The sequence below is a fragment of the Agrobacterium larrymoorei genome (assembly GCF_037722385.1).
GTDB lineage: Bacteria > Pseudomonadota > Alphaproteobacteria > Rhizobiales > Rhizobiaceae > Agrobacterium > Agrobacterium larrymoorei_C.
The window spans coordinates 368,528-384,035 of record NZ_JBBKAQ010000020.1 but is presented as its reverse complement, the minus strand read 5'-3'; the positions used below and the strand labels follow the sequence as shown (position 1 = coordinate 384,035).

The 15,508-nt window shown below is 58.8% G+C and carries 12 protein-coding genes; 11 read left to right on the top strand and 1 reads right to left on the bottom strand.

Annotated elements, in window-relative coordinates; all coding sequences use genetic code 11:
- The first annotated feature begins 3 nt into the window (after positions 1 to 3).
- Genes murD through murB form a run of 5 tightly spaced genes read left to right on the top strand, consistent with a single transcriptional unit; the run spans position 4 to position 6,089 of the window.
- Positions 4 to 1,413 carry a UDP-N-acetylmuramoyl-L-alanine--D-glutamate ligase gene (gene murD / locus WKI41_RS20810; RefSeq protein WP_340195335.1) on the top strand — a complete coding sequence of 470 codons (1,410 nt, stop codon included), beginning with the start codon at positions 4 to 6 and terminating at the stop codon, positions 1,411 to 1,413.
- A gap of 4 nt (positions 1,414 to 1,417) precedes the next feature.
- Entirely contained in the window at positions 1,418 to 2,572 is a 1,155-nt protein-coding gene (gene ftsW / locus WKI41_RS20805) for a putative lipid II flippase FtsW (protein WP_340195334.1), read from the top strand.
- A 6-nt stretch (positions 2,573 to 2,578) separates the two neighbouring features.
- Entirely contained in the window at positions 2,579 to 3,715 is a 1,137-nt protein-coding gene (gene murG / locus WKI41_RS20800) for an undecaprenyldiphospho-muramoylpentapeptide beta-N-acetylglucosaminyltransferase (RefSeq protein WP_340195333.1), read from the top strand.
- Positions 3,712 to 5,127 (top strand): UDP-N-acetylmuramate--L-alanine ligase, encoded by a 1,416-nt coding sequence (murC, locus tag WKI41_RS20795; RefSeq protein ID WP_340195332.1) that lies wholly within the window; start codon positions 3,712 to 3,714, stop codon positions 5,125 to 5,127. Before murG ends, murC begins: the two co-directional genes overlap by 4 nt.
- Complete coding sequence (murB, locus tag WKI41_RS20790) at positions 5,124 to 6,089, top strand: UDP-N-acetylmuramate dehydrogenase (RefSeq protein ID WP_340195331.1); 966 nt, start codon at positions 5,124 to 5,126, stop codon at positions 6,087 to 6,089. The genes murC and murB overlap by 4 nt, the downstream gene beginning before the upstream one ends.
- A gap of 123 nt (positions 6,090 to 6,212) precedes the next feature.
- On the opposite strand, the gene WKI41_RS20785 is transcribed toward murB, so the two are convergent.
- On the bottom strand, positions 6,213 to 7,517 hold the full coding sequence (locus WKI41_RS20785) for an MFS transporter (RefSeq protein WP_340195330.1): 1,305 nt from the start codon (positions 7,515 to 7,517) through the stop codon (positions 6,213 to 6,215).
- A 525-nt stretch (positions 7,518 to 8,042) separates the two neighbouring features.
- On the opposite strand from WKI41_RS20785, the gene WKI41_RS20780 reads away from it, so the two are divergent.
- The 6 genes from WKI41_RS20780 to WKI41_RS20755 all read left to right on the top strand — a co-directional run bounded on the left by WKI41_RS20780 (position 8,043) and on the right by WKI41_RS20755 (position 15,504).
- Complete coding sequence (locus WKI41_RS20780; protein ID WP_340195329.1) at positions 8,043 to 8,969, top strand: D-alanine--D-alanine ligase; 927 nt, start codon at positions 8,043 to 8,045, stop codon at positions 8,967 to 8,969.
- A complete protein-coding gene (locus WKI41_RS20775) occupies positions 8,957 to 9,886 on the top strand; it encodes a cell division protein FtsQ/DivIB (RefSeq protein ID WP_340195328.1) in 930 nt (309 codons plus the stop codon). The genes WKI41_RS20780 and WKI41_RS20775 overlap by 13 nt, the downstream gene beginning before the upstream one ends.
- The gene (gene ftsA, locus WKI41_RS20770) at positions 9,883 to 11,217 is read left to right on the top strand and encodes a cell division protein FtsA (RefSeq protein WP_340195327.1); all 1,335 of its coding nucleotides are present in this window, start codon (positions 9,883 to 9,885) and stop codon (positions 11,215 to 11,217) included. Before WKI41_RS20775 ends, ftsA begins: the two co-directional genes overlap by 4 nt.
- A gap of 91 nt (positions 11,218 to 11,308) precedes the next feature.
- The gene (gene ftsZ, locus WKI41_RS20765) at positions 11,309 to 13,069 is read left to right on the top strand and encodes a cell division protein FtsZ (protein ID WP_340195326.1); all 1,761 of its coding nucleotides are present in this window, start codon (positions 11,309 to 11,311) and stop codon (positions 13,067 to 13,069) included.
- A 297-nt stretch (positions 13,070 to 13,366) separates the two neighbouring features.
- The gene (gene lpxC, locus WKI41_RS20760) at positions 13,367 to 14,326 is read left to right on the top strand and encodes a UDP-3-O-acyl-N-acetylglucosamine deacetylase (protein ID WP_340195325.1); all 960 of its coding nucleotides are present in this window, start codon (positions 13,367 to 13,369) and stop codon (positions 14,324 to 14,326) included.
- A gap of 311 nt (positions 14,327 to 14,637) precedes the next feature.
- Complete coding sequence (locus tag WKI41_RS20755; protein WP_340195324.1) at positions 14,638 to 15,504, top strand: outer membrane protein assembly factor BamD; 867 nt, start codon at positions 14,638 to 14,640, stop codon at positions 15,502 to 15,504.
- The last annotated feature ends 4 nt before the right edge of the window (positions 15,505 to 15,508 follow it).

Genomic DNA, 15,508 nt, shown 5'->3' with positions numbered 1-15,508 from the left:
GCGATGATCCCCGTCACCTCTTTCGCGGATCAGAAGGTCGCGCTTTTCGGTCTCGGTGGTTCTGGCCTTGCGACCGCGAGGGCGTTGGTTGCAGGCGGCGCGGATGTCGTCGCTTTCGACGACAATCCCGATAGCGTTGCGAAAGCTGAAAGTCAGGGTATTCCGACCGCCGATCTGCGCACGCTCGATTGGTCGAAGCTTGCCGCTTTTGTTCTTGCACCGGGTGTACCGCTAACTCATCCGAAGCCGCATTGGTCGGTCGATCTTGCAAAGGCTGCCGGTGTCGAGGTGATTGGCGATATCGAGCTGTTTGTTCGCGAACGTCGTGCGCATGCACCGGGTTGCCCATTCATCGCCATTACCGGCACCAACGGTAAATCGACGACGACTGCACTCATTGCGCACATTCTGAAAACCGGAGGCCGCGATACGCAGCTCGGTGGCAATATCGGCACGGCTGTGCTCAGCCTCGATCCGCCGAAGGCAGAGCGGTTCTATGTGGTCGAGTGCTCCTCCTATCAGATCGATCTCGCGCCGACGTTGAACCCGACGGCGGGTATCCTGCTCAATCTCACGCCCGATCACCTCGACCGCCACGGCACAATGCAGCATTATGCCGATGTAAAAGAGCGTCTCGTCGCTGGAAGCGATACCGCCATTGTCGGCGTCGATGATAGCTACTGCTCCTTGATTGCCGATCGTATCGAACGCGCTGGCGTGAAGGTGGCACGGATTTCCAAGCGCAATGTCGTGGCGGACGGGCTGTATGCCGACGGCAGCCGGATATTGAAGGCCGAGCGCGGGACATCCTCGTTACTCGTCGATCTTGACGGCGTCCAGACGCTGCGCGGCAGCCACAATGCCCAAAACGCCGCGGCGGCCATCGCGGCTTGTCTCGCTGTTGGTATTTCGCAAGACGAGGTACGAGCCGGTTTGAAATCCTTCCCCGGCCTGAAGCATCGCATGCAGCCTGTAGGACAGCGCGGCAACGTTACCTTCGTCAATGACAGCAAGGCAACAAATGCGGATGCATCCGCTCCCGCTTTGTCCAGCTATGACCGCATTTACTGGATTGCCGGCGGCCTGCCGAAGGCGGGCGGCATCACCAGCCTGTCACCGCTCTTCTCCCGCATTGCCAAAGCCTATCTGATTGGCGAAGCGGCAGCGGAGTTTGCTGCGACGTTGGGAGAGGCCGTACCTTACGAGATCTCCGGCACGCTCGATAGAGCGCTTGAACACGCTGCTGCCGATGCGACTGCGGATGGCCAAAGCGGCAATGTCGTCATGTTATCCCCGGCCTGCGCAAGCTTCGACCAATATAAGAATTTTGAAATACGTGGTGATTCGTTCGTTTCCCGCGTCGCTGCACTGGATGGTGTGATGATGCTGGTGGAAGTGCAAAAGGAGCACTGAAGACATGGTAAGCCGTACTGACCGCGGTCCAGTCGCTGAATGGTTCTGGACAATCGATCGCTTCTTCCTGGCGGCTTTCATTGCTCTCATCGGCATTGGTCTGATGCTGTCCTTTGCCGCATCGCCCGCGGTTGCCGAGCGTATCGGTCTCAACAGCTTTTTCTTTGTCGAGCGTCAGGCGATGTTCATCGTTCCGTCGCTGGCGATCATGATCGGTCTGTCCTTTCTGTCACCGCGCCAAGTGCGACGCGTGGCTATCGTTCTCCTGATCGTATCGCTGCTGATGATGATATTTGCGCTGTTCTTCGGCATCGAAGTGAAGGGTGCGCGCCGCTGGATTTCGATCGGCAGCTTCTCCATCCAGCCGTCCGAATTCATGAAGCCGGCCTTCGTCATCGTCTGCGCCTGGCTTTTTGCCGAACGTGCGCGTCATCCGGAAATTCCTGGCAATCTCTTTGCCATCATCACGTTCGGTATCGTCGCCGCTCTGCTCATCGCCCAGCCGGACTTCGGCCAGACGATCCTGACATCCGTGGTCTGGGGCGGCATGTTCTTTATGGCCGGCGTGCCATGGTTCTGGATCATCATGCTCGGCGGTCTGGGCGTTGGTGGCATCATCACGGCCTATTTGACGCTTCCGCATGTGGCCGGTCGTATCGACCGCTTCTGGACAGGCGAGGGCGACACGTTTCAGGTGGATACCGCCCGTGAAGCGATCATCCGCGGTGACTGGTTCGGCCAGGGTCCGGGTGAAGGCATCGTCAAGCGCATCATTCCCGACAGCCATACCGACTTCATCTTCTCCGTGGCTGCTGAAGAATTCGGCATCGTCTTCTGCATGGCGCTGGTTGCGATCTTCGCCTTCATCGTGCTGCGTGGCCTCAGCCACGCTTTCAAGGAAAAGGACGATTTCGTCCGCTTTGCGGTTGCAGGCCTCGTTCTGCAGATCGGCATTCAGTCGATGATCAATATCGGCGTCAATCTCGAACTCATGCCGGCCAAGGGCATGACGCTTCCGCTGATTTCCTATGGCGGTTCGTCGATGATGGCGATATGCGTCACGGCTGGTTTCCTGCTGGCGCTCACACGACACAGGCCTGAAAAGCGCGCACAGGAGCGCAGCTTCTTCCGAGTGGGCGCTGGTCTTCCTGCGGAGTAAAGAGTTATGACCAAGGGTATCGTTATGCTTGCCGCCGGTGGAACCGGCGGCCATGTTTTTCCAGCCGAAGCGTTGGCCTACGAGTTGAAGGCACGCGGTTACTCCGTGCATCTGGTGACCGACAGCCGTGCCGAGCGTTATGCCGGCAAGTTTCCCGCCGATGAAATCCACATCGTCCCGTCCGCCACCATCGGCTCCAAGAACCCGATCCGCGTGATCAAGGCGCTCGCCACGCTGTGGACCGGTCTTCGCTCCGCACGCAAGCTGATGACGCGCCTGAAGCCCGTCGCTGTCGTGGGATTTGGTGGTTATCCGACGGTTCCGCCGCTACTTGCATCCACGGGCATGGGTGTACCGTCGCTGCTGCATGAGCAGAATGCCGTGATGGGCCGCGCCAACAAGGCGCTGGCAAAGCGTGTGAAAGCGATTGCCGGCGGCTTTCTGCCAGATAACAAGGGTGAATATGGCGACAAGATCGTCATGACCGGCAACCCGGTTCGCCCCGCGGTTCTCTCTGCGGCAGACGTTGCCTATACGCCGTCCCAGGCGGGTGAAGAGTTCAATCTCGTCGTCTTTGGCGGAAGCCAGGGCGCACAGTTTTTCTCAGCGGCCGTTCCCGCTGCCATATGCCTGTTGCCAAACGATCTTCGCAGTCGCATCACGCTAACCCAGCAGGCACGTGTCGAAGACAAGGACAGCGTCGTCGAATCCTACAAGAAGCTTGGTGTGAAGGCGGATGTCTCGCCTTTCTTTGGCGACATGGCGCAGCGCATTGCACAAGCCGATCTGGTGATCAGCCGCTCGGGCGCTTCAACCGTGTCGGAGCTTTCTGTGATTGGTCGCCCATCTGTACTGGTGCCTTATCCGCATGCGCTCGATCACGATCAGGCGGCCAATGCCGCAGCCCTTTCTGCCGCAGGCGGCGCAAGCGTCATCAAGCAGCCTGAGCTTTCACCGAAAGCGCTGTCTGCCCTATTGGCGGAGGCGATGAACGATCCGGCGCGGCTGGAGAAGACTGCGGCCGCCGCCAAGGCGACCGGCAAGCCGGATGCCGCCAGGCGCCTTGCCGATCTCGTGGAGGCGATCGCCGCGGGGCAAAGCGTTCAGCAATTCAAATCGAAGAATGAAGGAGTGCATCCATGAAGATGCCGAAAGCCATCGGTCTAGTCCATTTCATCGGAATTGGCGGCATCGGCATGAGCGGCATTGCCGAAGTGCTGCACAATCTCGGCCATCGCGTTCAAGGCTCCGATCAAGCAGACAGCGCCAATGTGCAGCGTCTGCGTGATAAGGGCATCGAGGTTTTCGTTGGTCACAAGGCCGAAAATCTGGGCGACGCGGAAGTTGTCGTGGTGTCGACCGCCATCAAGAAGAACAATCCGGAACTGATCGCCGCGCGCGAGAGGCACCTGCCGATCGTTCGCCGTGCTGAAATGCTGGCCGAACTGATGCGCTTTCGCAATGCGATCGCTATCGGTGGTACGCATGGCAAGACGACGACGACGTCGATGGTCGCAACGCTCCTGGAAGCCGGCAATCTCGATCCGACCGTCATCAATGGCGGTATCATCAACGCCTACGGTACCAATGCTCGCATGGGTGAGGGTGAGTGGATGGTGGTTGAGGCCGATGAATCCGACGGCACCTTCCTGAAGCTCCCTGCCGATGTCGCGGTCGTCACCAATATCGACCCAGAGCATCTCGATCACTACGGCAATTTCGATGCCGTACGTGAAGCCTTCCGCCAGTTCGTGGAAAACGTTCCCTTCTATGGCTTCGGCGTTATGTGCCTCGATCATCCGGAAGTGCAGGCACTGGTCGGTAAGATCGAGGATCGCAAGGTCATCACCTATGGTGAAAACCCGCAGGCCGATGTGCGTTTCTCGAATGTTCGCATCGACGGTACAAAGTCGATCTTCGACGTAGAAATTCGCCGTCGCCGTACGGGCAAGGTGTTTTCCTTCAAGGATCTCGTGCTGCCGATGCCCGGCCGTCATAACGTCTCGAATGCTACTGCGGCGATTGCGGTCGCCAACCGGCTTGGCATTTCAGAGGCAGACATCAAGAAGGGGCTCGGCTCCTTCGGCGGCGTCAAGCGCCGGTTTACGCTGACGGGTGAATCGAATGGCGTTCAGGTGTTCGACGATTACGGTCACCATCCGGTCGAAATCAAAGCGGTGCTGAAGGCTGCGCGGGAAGCCTGCAAGGGCCGTATCATCGCCGTGCATCAGCCGCACCGCTTCACACGTTTGTCGAGCTTGTTTGAGGATTTTGCCCACTGCTTCAATGACGCGGACACGATTCTTCTTGCTCCGGTCTATGCCGCGGGCGAAGATGCCATCGAAGGCGTGAACTCCGAGACACTGGTCTCCGCCATCAAGGCAGCCGGCCATCGCGATGCCCGCCATCTCGCTGCGCGCGAGGATCTGGCAAAGACGGTTGCGGCCATTGCGAATCCGGGTGATTTCGTGGTTCTCTTGGGGGCTGGTAATATTACGCAGTGGGCGGCGGCGCTGCCCTTGGAATTGGATAGCATTTCAGGAAAGTCTGCATGAGACAGGTGGATGGGGTAAAGTTGCTGGAAAGGCTCGGCGACGGAGTAAAGGAATTAAGAGGACGTGTGACGCCGGACTCGCCAATGGACCGCGTGACGTGGTTCAGGGCCGGTGGTCTTGCGGAACTGATGTTCCAGCCCCATGACACGGACGATCTCATCACCTTCCTCAAGCTTCTGCCGGACGATGTTCCGCTGACGGTTGTTGGCGTTGGCTCCAACCTGCTGGTGCGCGATGGCGGCATTCCAGGTGTTGTCGTGCGTCTGTCCGCCAAGGGTTTCGGTCAGGTAGAGCTTGCGGGCGAGAACCGCATCAAGGCCGGTGCTATCTGCCCGGACAAGCATATCGCGGCCATGGCAATGGACAACGGTATCGGCGGCTTCCATTTTTACTATGGCATCCCAGGCTCCATTGGCGGTGCGCTGCGCATGAATGCGGGCGCCAATGGTGGCGAAACCCGGGATCGCGTTGTCGAAGTCTACGCGGTGGACCGCAAGGGCAACAGCCACGTGCTCTCCAATGCCGATATGCAGTATAACTACCGCCATTCAGGCGCTGACAAGGATCTGATCTTCACCGGTGCGCTGTTTGAAGGCTATCCGGAAGACCGTGCGAAGATCCGCGCCGACATGGACGCTGTGCGTCATCATCGCGAAACGGTTCAGCCGATCCGCGAACAGACGGGCGGTTCGACCTTCAAGAACCCGGAAGGTCACTCCGCATGGGAACTGATCGACGAGGCAGGTGGTCGTGGCATGGTGATCGGCGGCGCACAGATGTCGTCGCTGCATTGCAATTTCATGATCAATACCGGCCACGCAACTGGATACGATCTTGAATATCTCGGTGAAGCCGTGCGCAAGCGCGTCTTCGAGAAATCTGGCATCCGTCTGGAGTGGGAAATCAAGCGCCTTGGCCTCTTCATGCCGGGCCGGGAAGTCGAGCCGTTTCTCGGCGCATAATCGCCGTCGCTAGCAGTCAAAGAAAAGCCCGCGAAGTCAGAAACTTCGCGGGCTTTTTTGTAAGCTTGATTCAGTCTTCAAGCGGCGCATCTGTGATGGCGCGCCGCCCTTGTCCATTTCTTCTTATACTTCGTCCTTGCCGGAAGCGAGGATGCAGATCAGCGTGATGACGGCAGCGAGGCCGAGATAGTAGCCGACGGCTGCCATGCCGTAAGTCGTCTGCAGCCACGTCGCGATGTAAGGTGCGAGCGAGGCGCCGACGATGCCTGCGAAGTTGAAGGTCAACGAAGCGCCAGTATAGCGGACGCTGGTGGGGAAGGGTGCCGCGAGTGCTGCACCGATCAGGGCGTAGGTCATGCCCATCAGCGCCATGGCGGAAGCCGCGAAGATTGCAACGCCTGCCTCACCGCCGCCCAGCAGAACCGGAAGAAGGAAGGAGAAGGCAGCAATCAGCACGGTGATGACGATCAGCGACAGGCGACGACCGACCTTGTCGCCAACGATGCCGGTCAGCGGAATGAAGATACCGAAGACGACGGCGCTGAGGATCTGGATTTCCAGAGCGTCGAGGAAGGGGATCTTCAGAACCTTGACGTTGTAGGACAGCAGCCAGGCGGTCGCGATGTAGAACAGCACGAAGGTGACGAGCGCTACAAAGGTGCCGAGGAACAGGCTGCGCTTGTACTTGGTGAAGATTTCCTTGGCAGGAACGGCAACACGCTCATGCTTGTCGATGGCCTTTTGGAAGGCAGGCGTTTCCGAAATGGAGAAACGGACCCACAGACCAACGGCGATCAGCAGCGTCGAGGCAACGAACGGAATACGCCAGCCCCACGAGATCAGCGCTTCGTTCGACATAACGTGCAGCAGCAGCCAGAAGATGCCGGAAGACAAAAAGAGGCCGACCGGCGCGCCAAGCTGCGGGAACATGGCGTACCAGTTGCGTTTGCCGGGAGGCGCATTTTCCGTTGCCAGAAGAACGGCACCGCCCCATTCGCCACCAAGGCCAAAGCCCTGACCGAAGCGGCACAGTGCAAGCAGCAGCGGAGCAAGAACGCCCGCGGTCTCATAGGACGGGAGAAGACCGATCACGACAGTGGAAATACCCATCGTCAGCAGGGCCGCAACAAGCGTCGTCTTGCGGCCGACGCGGTCACCGTAATGGCCGAACACCAGAGCCCCGAGAGGACGGGCGAAGAAGGCAATCGAGAAAGTGGCAAAGGATGCAAGCAGCGCCGTCATCGGATCGCTGTTGGGGAAAAACAGCGTCGGAAACACGAGCACGGCGGCGGTCGCATAAACGTAGAAATCGAAGAATTCGATGGTCGTGCCGACCAGGCTGGCAGTGAGAACTCGTGCAGGCGAATTTGTCTTTACATCGTTCGGCTTGTCAGCTGTCGGCGATACGGAAGATATCGCGTCAGTCATTATTGTCGTTCCATTGTTAAGTAAGACTTATGGCCTTCAGGAAGGCTGCGGTTGCGTTAACGCAATTTTTGATCCTTTGAAACGCTGAAAGCGCAATAAGCCGCAAAAAATACAAGGATAGGAAGCGTTTTTCTCGAATGTGCCTTTCGCTGAGCGAATTCCAGCATCTCACATCAGGGCGCGTCAGATGAGATCACTGCCGTCGAAAACCCTGGGGACAAGCTGTCGATCTTAACGAATCGATCTTGCTTTCGAGGCCGATGCTCAAACTCCGCGCAACGGGTTTATTTGATCCGGTTGAAATTCTGAATCTTGCATCGACTGCAACACTCTGATTCCAAGGAAGGAATCCGTGCCTCATGTGATTCTTTAACAAAAATCGCATCGTGGGCCGTTCGGGTTAAGGAAAGTAAACGCTTCGTTAACCTTAATGACGTTTAAGTGTCTCGTACGGGTCGGGCGAGAGAATCGCGAACCATTCCGGTTCCGGTGCCTCGTCTGGGATTACAGGTGTTAGAGGTTGTGATGAGCGGCAAGCACGTGGCTGTTCTTATGGGTGGGTTTTCTTCGGAGCGGCCGGTCAGCCTCTCGTCAGGAGAGGCTTGCGCGTCCGCGCTGGAAGGCGAGGGCTATAAGGTCACGCGTGTTGATGTGGATCGTAACGTTGCGGCCGTTCTTGCTGATCTGCGTCCCGATGTTGCTTTCAATGCTTTGCACGGGCCTTTTGGTGAGGACGGCACGATCCAAGGCATTCTGGAATATCTCGAAATTCCCTACACGCATTCTGGCGTTGCCGCTTCGTCGCTGGCGATGAACAAGTCGCAGTCGAAGAAAATTGCTGCTGCTGCAGGCATTCCCGTTGCTGCTGAAAAGCTGATGAACCGCTTCGACATCGGCTCCGAACATCCTATGGTGACCCCTTATGTGGTCAAGCCGGTCCGTGAAGGATCGAGCTTCGGCGTGGTGATCGTCAAGGAAGATCAATCCCATCCTCCGCAGGTACTTGGCTCCACCGAATGGCGTTACGGTGATTCGGTGATGGTCGAACGCTATGTCCACGGGCGCGAACTGACCTGCGGCGTCATGAACGGCGAGGCTTTGGGTGTTACCGAGGTGGTTCCGCTCGGTCATAACTTCTACGATTACGACGCGAAATATGCCAAGGGTGGCTCAAAGCATGTCATTCCGGCGGAAATTTCACCGAATATTTACCAAAGAATCCAATCATTGGCAGTCATGGCGCATCAGGTGATTGGTTGCCGTGGCGTGAGCCGTTCGGATTTTCGCTACGACGACCGTGTCTCAGAAGATGGCGAGCTGATCTGGCTGGAAATCAACACCCAGCCGGGAATGACGCCAACCTCCCTCGTGCCCGAAATGGCGGCTCATCAGGGTCGCTCCTTTGGTGAGCTTGTCCGGTGGATGGTGGAGGATGCGTCGTGCTTGCGGTAAACGGCAAAAGATCGACAGCTAAAAAGCGTGATGGTCACGCATCGGCCGGTGTGGACGATCGTCTCGTTCTTCCGCGTCCGCTGCGTCGCGTGTTCCGTTTCTGCGTCAGCCTCGCAACGGGGCGCATTCATATTCCGGCCCATACTGGCACGGCTTCGACGCTGGTATTCTTCTCCGCGGTTGGTCTCTACGGCATGTCGCTTGGTGGCCACACGGAGCTGGTCGCTCAGGCAACGACGTCTGCCGCCGGTTTTGCCGTGGAAGACGTCAAAGTCTCCGGCAATCTTCAGACATCGGAAATCGAAGTCTTCCAGCTGCTCGGTCTCGACGGTGCGACGTCGCTGATTGCGCTCGACGTTAATGCAGCCCGCAAGAAGCTGACCGAGCTTCCCTGGGTCGAAGATGTCGAAGTGCGCAAGGTTTACCCGAAGACGATCGAAGTTCGTCTGAAGGAGCGCCAGGCTTTCGGCATTTGGCAGCACGGCTCGGAACTGTCGCTGATCGAGAAGAGCGGCAGCGTCATCGCGCCGTTGCGTGACAATAAATACGCAGGCCTGCCACTCTTCGTTGGTCGCGACGCCGAAACGGGTGCGGCTGGCTTTGTTGACGAACTGGCCGACTGGCCGGAAATTCGCAACCGCGTTCGCGCCTACGTTCGCGTCGCTGGTCGTCGCTGGGACTTGCACCTCGACAACGGTATCGTCGTCAAGCTGCCGGAAGAAAATGTGCCGAAGGCGCTGCAGCTTCTTGCTCGGCTCGACATGGAGCAGAAAATCCTCTCGCGTGATGTTGCAGCCGTCGACCTGCGTCTTTCCGACCGCACCACGGTGCAGTTGACGGAAGGTGCCGCCGAGCGCCGCCAGGCCGCCGTCGACGCCCGCAGCAAGGCCCTCAAGAAGGCGGAGAAGAACACATGAGCTTGTTCGGTTCTTCCCAGTTTGGTCTTCCACGCCTGAAACCGTTGTCGTCGAAGCGCAGCCACGTGGTCTCCGTTCTCGATATCGGCTCGACCAAGGTCGTGTGCATGATCGGCCGCCTGACGCCGCGCCAGGAGAGCGAAGTTCTGCCCGGCCGCACGCACAAGGTGGACGTGATCGGCATTGGCCATCAGCGTTCGCGTGGCGTAAAATCCGGCGTGATTGCCGATCTCGACGCGCTGGAAGGCGTCATTCGTCTGGCCGTCGATGCGGCCGAGCGCATGGCAGGTCTGACCGTCGACAGCCTGATCGTCAATGTTTCGGCTGGCCGTCTGGCAAGCGATATCTACACCGCCTCCATCGATCTCGGTGGCCAGGAAGTGGAAGCCGGCGATCTGCGTAAGGTTCTCATTGCCGCAAGCCAGCAGTCGCTACGCCAAGACCGCGCCATCCTGCATTCGCTGCCGACCGGCTATTCGCTGGATGGCGAGCGCGGCATTCGCGATCCGCTGTCCATGTATGGCGACCTGCTGGGCGTGGACATGCATGTGGTCACGGCTGAACGCACGGCGCTGAAGAACCTCGAGCTTTGCATCAACCGCGCGCATTTGTCGGTCGAAGGCATCGTTGCCACCCCCTATGCCAGCGGTCTGGCTGCACTGGTAGACGACGAAGTCGAACTCGGGTGTGCTGCCATCGACATGGGCGGCGGCACGACGACGATCTCGGTCTTCGCCGAAGGGCGTCTGGTACACACCGACGCGATCGGCCTTGGTGGACACCATGTGACCACCGACCTTGCACGTGGTCTGTCCACGCGCATCGAGGATGCCGAGCGTCTGAAGGTGGTTCACGGTTCATCGCTTGCCAATGGCGGCGTGGACGATCGCGAGATGATCGCCGTTCCGCCGATCGGTGAGGACGACCGCGACCAGCCGTCGCAGGTCTCGAAGGCGCTGGTCAGCCGCATCATTCGCGCTCGTATCGAAGAGACGCTGGAACTGATCCGCGACCGTATCCAGAAGTCCGGTTTCAGCCCGATCGTGGGCAAGCGCGTGGTGCTGACGGGGGGCGCAAGCCAGCTCACAGGTCTGCCGGAAACGGCGCGTCGTATTCTGGCTCGTAATGTGCGCATCGGTCGTCCGATGGGTGTAGCGGGCCTGCCGGTTGCGGCCAAGGGCCCGGCCTTCTCCACGGCTTGTGGATTGATGATCTATCCGCAGATCGCGGACATCGAAATTCATGCGGCGCAGAGCGGAATGTTCTCGCCGTTTGGAATGGGCAGCGGGCGTATCGCCCGCGTGGGGCAGTGGCTGAAAGAAAGTTTCTGATCCTTTTCCTGCGTATCGGAAGAGGAATGAGTGAAGTTCAAAGGAATTGGCCAGCGGGGCGTTGCCGGCCATCAAAAGAAGGAATGGTAAAATGACGATACAGCTGCAAAAGCCGGATATCACCGAGCTGAAGCCACGCATCACCGTTTTCGGTGTTGGCGGCGGTGGCGGTAACGCTGTCAACAACATGATCACGGCAGGTCTGCAGGGCGTCGATTTCGTCGTCGCCAACACGGACGCACAGGCGCTGACGATGACGAAAGCCGACCGGGTTATCCAGCTCGGCGTCAACGTCACCGAAGGTCTTGGCGCGGGTTCGCAGCCGGAAGTCGGCCGCGCTGCTGCCGAAGAGTGCATCGATGAAATCATCGACCACCTGAACGGCACGCACATGTGCTTCGTCACCGCCGGCATGGGCGGCGGCACCGGCACGGGTGCGGCTCCAGTCGTCGCACAGGCAGCCCGCAACAAGGGCATCCTGACGGTTGGCGTCGTGACCAAGCCTTTCCACTTCGAAGGGGGACGCCGCATGCGTCTGGCCGAACAGGGCATCGAAGAGCTGCAGAAGTCTGTCGATACGCTGATCGTCATTCCGAACCAGAACCTCTTCCGCATCGCCAACGACAAGACGACCTTTGCCGATGCCTTCGCAATGGCCGACCAGGTTCTCTATTCCGGCGTTGCCTGCATCACCGACCTGATGGTGAAGGAAGGTCTCATCAACCTCGACTTCGCCGACGTTCGCTCGGTCATGCGCGAAATGGGCCGCGCAATGATGGGTACGGGTGAGGCCTCCGGCGAAGGCCGCGCAATGCAGGCTGCAGAAGCGGCGATTGCCAACCCGCTGCTCGACGAAACCTCGATGAAGGGTGCACAGGGCCTCCTGATCTCCATCACCGGTGGTCGCGACCTGACCCTCTTCGAAGTCGACGAAGCTGCAACGCGTATTCGTGAAGAAGTCGATCCGGATGCCAACATCATCCTCGGCGCGACTTTCGACGAAGCGCTCGAAGGCCTCATCCGCGTCTCCGTCGTTGCCACCGGTATCGACCGTGTACCGGGCCAGATGGAAAAGAACATCGCTGAAATGCGTGCAGCCGCCGCTGCAGCAGCAAAGCCCGTTATCCGTCCCTCCGCGGCCGTTGCACCCGCACCGGCCGCAGCTCAGCCTGCTCCAATCATGCAGGCACCAAAGTCCGTAGATCCGATTGCTCAGACCATCCGCGCCGCGGAAGTCGATATGGAGCGTGAACTGGCTCTGGCCGCTGCTGAACAGCAGTTGCGTCAGGCACAGGCAGAAGCCGAGTTCCGCCCACAGAGCAAGCTGTTCGCATCTGCTCCGGCCGAAGCGCCGGTCGTTGCTCGCCCCGCAGCACCGGTTCAGGCTGCTCCGGCACCTGTATACCACGCTCCGGAGCAGGTCGCAGCGCCGGCTCCGCGCATGGCACAGCCACAGGCTCAGGTTTATCATGAACCAGCTCCTGTCGCACGCCAGCCGGAGCCGGTTCGCATGCCAAAGGTCGAGGACTTTCCTCCGGTCGTAAAGGCTGAGATGGATCACCGTGCACAGGTTGCTCATGCAGCGCCTGAAGAGCGCGGCCCCATGGGTCTGTTGAAGCGAATCACTAATTCGCTCGGCCGTCGCGATGAAGAAGATGCCGTTCCTTCCGACATGATGGATGCTCCTAGCCTTGCTCCGCAGCAGCGCCGTCCGATGTCTCCGGAAGCCAGCATGTACGCACCGCGTCGTGGCAATCTGGATGACCACGGTCGCCAGTCGCCGGCTTCTGCCAGCCATCACGAAGACGATCAGCTCGAAATTCCGGCCTTCCTGCGCCGTCAGTCGAACTGATCTGATAGCCGGTCGGTGAACCGATCAGGCGATTCTGCGTTAAGCGAATACCCGGGTCCGAAACGCCCGGGTATTCGTGTTTCAGTGCCGTCGATCGCGCGCACTTCTCCCAATCCTTTCAAATGCTTGAGTGTGTAACAAAGCGAAATCAACAGTGATTTGTGATGGCGCTGCAGTGTGCGTATGTAAGAGCATGGGAATGGGAAATAACGTCTGCGTGAGCGCTTCATTTCCCCTCTTTTGACTTCCGACCAAGCCGGCATCGCTGGCTGGGTCACATGAAAAGGCTTGATACGCATGACCATCGGATTGCTCGGTTTTCAGACAACTATCGCCAACCCTGTTCAGCTCAAGGGCATCGGCGTTCATTCGGGCAACCCGGCTTCCATGACGTTTCAGCCGGGGGAAGCCGGAACCGGCATCGTCTTCAGCCGCACGCTGGAGAATGGCACCGTGGTGGAAGTGAAGGCGGTTTCTGCCAATGTCGGCAATACCGATCTCTGCACCGTGATCGGTCGTTCGCCCGCACAGTCCGTTGCAACCGTCGAGCACGTTATGGCCGGTATCTATGCCATGGGCATCGACAACCTCATCGTTGAAGTCGACGGCCCTGAAGTGCCGATCATGGATGGCAGCTCTGCCCCCTTCATCGAAGCGATCGAATCGGTTGGCATCGTCAATCTCGGCGTGAAGCGTCGCTATATCCGCGTTATCAAGCCGGTTCGCATCGATGCGGGCGCCTCCTGGGCGGAGTTCCGCCCCTATGACGGCACCCGCTTTGAAGTCGAGATCGATTTCGATACGCCGTTGATTGGCCGCCAGACCTGGAAGGGCGACCTGACGGCTGAAACATTCAAGAACGAGCTTTCGCGCGCTCGCACCTTCGGCTTTATGCGTGATGTAGAGCGCCTGTGGGCTGCCGGTTACGCGCTCGGTTCTTCGCTCGAAAACTCGGTGGTCATCTCTGACGATCACACAGTCATCAACATGGAAGGGCTGCGTTACGAGAAGGACGAGTTTGTCCGTCACAAGACGCTCGACGCGGTCGGCGATCTGGCGCTGGCCGGCGCGCAATTCATCGGCTGCTATCGCTCCTATCGTGGCGGTCACAAGGTCAATGCAAATGCGCTCAAGGCACTTCTCAGCGACCCGACCGCTTATGAAATCGTGGAGGCTCCTGCCGCCCGTCAGCCGGTCGTTCGTGCGCGTGAATTCGTGGCGATCAACCAGCCGGAATTTGCTCCCTGGTCTGCATAAGATCAGAGAGACATTCGACTTTCCAAAAAAGGCTGTCCTCCAGGCAGCCTTTTTCTTTTGTCTCTTGAGGCCGCGGCTCAAATGCCTTTCAAGCGCCAAAACCACCCCGCTTAAAAAGCTGGCCAAGCAGATTACAACCGGCTAATAGGGGTGGTACGGGTGGAGGTGAGGATTATCGCGTTTGACGCGTGGGCCTGCCATAAAAATGCGTTAATGCGTCATCATTGCGTTGCCCTGCTGGTGCTTTTGCGGCTAGAACCGCCGGCGAGAAGCCAAAGCTCTGTAGTGACGCAGGAAGTGGGAACTGTCGAATGAAGCGTGTAGGGTCTGGTGCAATGAATGGAACGGTACGGGTCGGACTCGTATCGCTGATGCTGCTTGGCGCCGGAACGCTGGTCACTGCCTGCCAGTCCGATCCCGATATCGACATCACCAAGCTTGGCGTTGAGAACGATCCGCCGGATGTGCTGTACCGCCAGGCGCTTGCCAACATGAACAAGGGCAACATGACGGAAGCCGGTCGCAAGTTCACCGCGATCGACAAGCAGTATCCCTTCACCGAATGGGGCCAGAAGGCTCTGGTGATGAACACCTTCATCGCCACGCGCCAGAACAAGAACGAAGCCGCGATCACCTGCGGTCAGCGCTTCCTTAAGCAATATCCGCGCGCGAAAGACGCCGCTTACGTCCAGTACATGATCGGCCTTGCTTACTCCAAGCAGATCGCCGACGTCACGCAGGATCAGCGCGCCGCGCAGCGCACCATCGAAGCGATGAGCAAGGTGGTCAACGATTATCCGGACTCGGAATATGTCGCCGATGCGCAGGCGAAAATCCGCTTTGCGCGTGACCAGCTTGCCGGTCGCGAAATGCAGGTCGGTCGCTACTATCTTGAGCGCAAGGAGTATCTGGCTGCTGTGTCGCGCTTCCGTATCGTGGTGGAGCAGTACCAGAACACCAACCAGATCGAAGAGGCGCTCGCGCGTCTCACCGAAGCCTATTACGCCATGGGACTGGTGGATGAGGCCCAGACGGCAACTGCCGTTCTTGGCAACAACTACCCGGACAGCCAGTGGTATGCCGATTCCTACAAGCTCTTGAAGGGTCAGGGTCTGGAGCCGCGTGAAAACCGCGAATCCTGGATTTCCCGCGCCGGCAAGAAGCTGATCGGAGCGTAAGGCA

Bases quoted from the DNA above. Each gene is read 5' to 3' on its own strand.
- murD (WP_340195335.1), top strand. From the start codon at position 4: ATGATCCCCGTCACCTCTTTCGCGGATCAGAAGGTCGCGCTTTTCGGT.
- ftsW (WP_340195334.1), top strand. From the start codon at position 1,418: ATGGTAAGCCGTACTGACCGCGGTCCAGTCGCTGAATGGTTCTGGACA.
- murG (WP_340195333.1), top strand. From the start codon at position 2,579: ATGACCAAGGGTATCGTTATGCTTGCCGCCGGTGGAACCGGCGGCCAT.
- murC (WP_340195332.1), top strand. From the start codon at position 3,712: ATGAAGATGCCGAAAGCCATCGGTCTAGTCCATTTCATCGGAATTGGC.
- murB (WP_340195331.1), top strand. From the start codon at position 5,124: ATGAGACAGGTGGATGGGGTAAAGTTGCTGGAAAGGCTCGGCGACGGA.
- WKI41_RS20785 (WP_340195330.1), bottom strand. From the start codon at position 7,517: ATGACTGACGCGATATCTTCCGTATCGCCGACAGCTGACAAGCCGAAC.
- WKI41_RS20780 (WP_340195329.1), top strand. From the start codon at position 8,043: ATGAGCGGCAAGCACGTGGCTGTTCTTATGGGTGGGTTTTCTTCGGAG.
- ftsA (WP_340195327.1), top strand. From the start codon at position 9,883: ATGAGCTTGTTCGGTTCTTCCCAGTTTGGTCTTCCACGCCTGAAACCG.
- ftsZ (WP_340195326.1), top strand. From the start codon at position 11,309: ATGACGATACAGCTGCAAAAGCCGGATATCACCGAGCTGAAGCCACGC.
- lpxC (WP_340195325.1), top strand. From the start codon at position 13,367: ATGACCATCGGATTGCTCGGTTTTCAGACAACTATCGCCAACCCTGTT.
- WKI41_RS20755 (WP_340195324.1), top strand. From the start codon at position 14,638: ATGAAGCGTGTAGGGTCTGGTGCAATGAATGGAACGGTACGGGTCGGA.